We start from the raw sequence: 3,152 nt of genomic DNA, 5'->3' as shown, positions 1-3,152 counted from the left end.
ACCGCCGAGATCGGGTCGATGCGCATCTCCGAGGAGATCGACGCCATCGAATCGCTGGGTCTGCGTTCGGTGCCCTTCGTGGTGACCATGAACACCGCGACACCGGTGGGCACGGTGCCCTTCGGCTTCGGCGCGAACGTGGTGTAGTCGTGGAACCGCTCGTAGTAGTAGTTCGCGACGCTGCGCGCGGTATCGGTGAGCCAGTAGATGCTCACCGTGGTCAGTATCCGATCGCGGTCGATGGCGTCCTCGGGCAACTCGTGCGCCGCGTCGGTCCACTCCTTGTACTTCTCCACGATCCAGCCCAGCTGTCCCGCGGGCGAATCCGCGAGCAGCTGCGCGAGGGTGTTCGGGCGCGAGCCCGCCAGGTTCATGTAGGCCGAGCCGTCGTCCTGCCACTGCTTCATCGCGGCCAACCGCTGCTTCTCGGCCTCGGTGAGCGCGGCCATATCGGCCGGATCGCCGGTCGGGAAGGTGACCAGGGCGTTGGCGTGCACGCCGATCACGTGCTCGCCGTGCTCGCGGCCCAGGCGCGGGGCCACGAACGCGCCGTGATCGCCGCCCTGGACGCCGTAGCGCTCATAACCCAGCCGGGCCATCAGCTCAGCGAGCGCGGCCGCGACCTTGCCGTCGCCCCAACCGGTTTCGGTCAGCGGGCCGGAGAAGCCGTGGCCGGGCAGGGTCGGGATCACCAGGTGGAAGGCGGGGGCGTCGGGCTCGCCGTGCGCGGCCGGATCGGTCAGCGGGCCGATCATGGCCAGGAAGTCGGCGGGGGTGCCGGGCCAGCCGTGGATCAGCATGAGCGGGGTGGCATCGGCCTGCTCGGAGCGGATGTGCAGGAAGTGCAGGTTCTGGCCGTCGATGGTGGTGGTGAACTGCGGGTAGGCGTTGAGCTCGGCTTCCACGGCGCGCCAATCGAACTTCTCGGCCCAGTACCCGGCCAGCTCGCGCAGGTAGGAGGTGGGGACGCCGCGCTCCCAGCCGGTGCCGGGCACCTCGTCGATCCACCGGGTGCGGGTCAGCCGGTCGCGGAGGTCGTCGAGATCGGCCTGCGGGATGTCGATGCGGAAGGGGTGGATTGCGGTGCTGTTCAGGGCGTTCTCTGTGCTGCTCATGCCTTCGAGTCTTCCGATAAAGACGGTGCCCCCACATCACGACAATTCGTTATTCATCGACTCGGGTGTCCGCTTTACCCGTGTCGCGGCATGATCATGGGGTGGTGAGTTTTCCCGGCAGTAGCGTCCTGGTCGGTCGGGCCGCTGAGGTGGCCGTGCTTGTCGAGGCGGTGGGGGATCCCGGGACGCATACGGTGTTGATCGCCGGTGAGGCCGGAATCGGCAAATCGCGCGTGGTGAGCGAGTTCGGGGAGCGGCTCGATCCCGGCGCGTTGGTGCTGGTCGGGCGATGCCCCGAGCTGGGGACCGGCGGGGTGGCGTTCGCGCCGTTCCTGGCGGTGTCGCGGGCGCTGGTGCGGCGGCTCGGCGTGGAGGCGGTGGCGGAGCTGCTGCCGCCGCGCCCGGCGCTCGCGAACTGGTTGCCGCAGTTGGCCGTTCACACCGGCGGGGCGGCGGCGGAGGCCGATCGCATTCGGCTCTTCGGTGAAATCCTCACGGTGCTGGAGCAATTGGCGCTCACCCGCACGGTGGTGCTGGTGCTCGAGGATCTGCACTGGGCCGATGACGCCAGCCGCGATCTGCTCACCTTCCTGGCCGCCAACCTGACCGACGCGGACACCCTGCTGGTCGGCACCTATCGGCCCGGCGAGGCCGGGCCGCTGCGCGGGCTCGTCGCGGAGCTGCGCCGCAATCCCGGTGTGCGAGTGCTGGATCTGCATCCGCTGACCCGGCACGAAGTGGGACGCCAGCTCGCCGCGCTGCTCGGGCGGGAACCCGAACCACGGCTCATCACCCAGGTTTACGAGCGCAGCGGCGGCAATCCGCTGTTCGTGGAGGCGCTGGGGCGCGCACCGGGGGAGGTGCCCGCCGGGCTGACCGATCTGCTGCTCGGCTTCCAGGCCGGGCTGTCCCCGCAGGCGCACACCGCCGTCCGGCTGGCCGCCGTCATCGGCTCCCCGGTCCGCCACGACCTGCTGGCCGCCGCGGTCGAGCTCTCCGACGACGAATTGCACAGCGCACTACGCGAACTCGTCGACCGCCACCTGCTGCTACCCACCGACACCGGCTACGAATTCCGTCACGTTCTGATCCGCCAGGCCATCCACGACGATCTGCTGCCCGGCGAGCGCACCCGCCTGCACACCCGACTGGCGGAGGCGTTGCGCGCCGAAACCCGCACTCCCACCGCCGATTCCCTGGCCGAACTGGCCCACCACACCCAGGCCGCCGGTGACCTGCCCGAGGCCCTCACCGCCACCTGGTCGGCGGTCTCGGCCACCCCCTCCACCCACCCCGAGCGCCTGCGCCTGCTCGAACAGCTGCTCACCCTCTGGGACCGCGTCGAGAACCCCGAATCCCGCGTGGACACCACCAAACTGGCTGTCCTGGAACAGATCGTCGACGTGGCGGTCGCCATCGGCGCGACCGAGCGTGGCATCGCCGCCGCCGACGCGGCGCTGGGGATCCTCGATCCGAACGGTGACGCGGCGGGCAGGACCGACGCCGGGATGGCTGAAACCGGTGGCGCGGTGGCTGGGACCGACGCCAGGGTGGCTGGGACCGGTGGCGCGGTGGCTGGGACCGACGCCAAGGTGGCTGGAACCGATGGTGTGGTGGCTGGGACCGACACCGGGGTGGCTGGGACCGGTGGCGCGGTGGCTGGGACTGGCGGCGTGGCGTCAGGGTCAGCGCGGACCGGTGGTGCGGCGGACCGGGTAGTCGTTGCCGAGCCGGAACGCCTGGCCCGGCTGTATCGGCGGCGGGCCTATCTGCGCGGCACGACGGGGGCCGGGCCCGGCGAAGATCTGACCCGGGCGCTGGCGCTGTTGCGCACCGAATCGCCGGGGGCCGAACGCGCGGAGGCGCTGGTGCAGTCGGCGTCGGCGCGGATCTTCCGGGGTGACGCGGTGGGTTCCGCGGCGGATGCCCGGGCCGCGCTGGCTATCGCGCAGCGACTGGGCATCGACGCGCTGGTCGCCCGGGCGCACGCCCATCTCGGGCTGGCCGGCGCGGCGGCCGCCGAGGTGGCGGGCCTGG

At 71.3% G+C, this 3,152-nt stretch carries 1 protein-coding gene and 2 pseudogenes; 2 read left to right on the top strand and 1 reads right to left on the bottom strand.

What is annotated here, in order from left to right; translation table 11 throughout:
* Nucleotides 1-120, top strand: a pseudogene (locus tag ACWELQ_RS42120) (ABC transporter permease); the annotation flags it as partial.
* Nucleotides 121-452: 332 nt separating this feature from the next.
* On the opposite strand, the pseudogene ACWELQ_RS42115 reads toward ACWELQ_RS42120, so the two are convergent.
* Nucleotides 453-1,115 (bottom strand): annotated as a pseudogene (locus tag ACWELQ_RS42115) (epoxide hydrolase family protein); the annotation flags it as partial.
* Between the two features lie 104 nt (nucleotides 1,116-1,219).
* On the opposite strand from ACWELQ_RS42115, the gene ACWELQ_RS42110 reads away from it, so the two are divergent.
* A partial coding sequence (locus ACWELQ_RS42110) for an ATP-binding protein (RefSeq protein ID WP_452402579.1) occupies nucleotides 1,220-3,152 on the top strand: 1,933 nt, incomplete at its 3' end.

Source organism: Nocardia sp. NPDC004722 (assembly GCF_053601505.1).
This window is presented reverse-complemented; position numbering and strand designations above follow the sequence as displayed.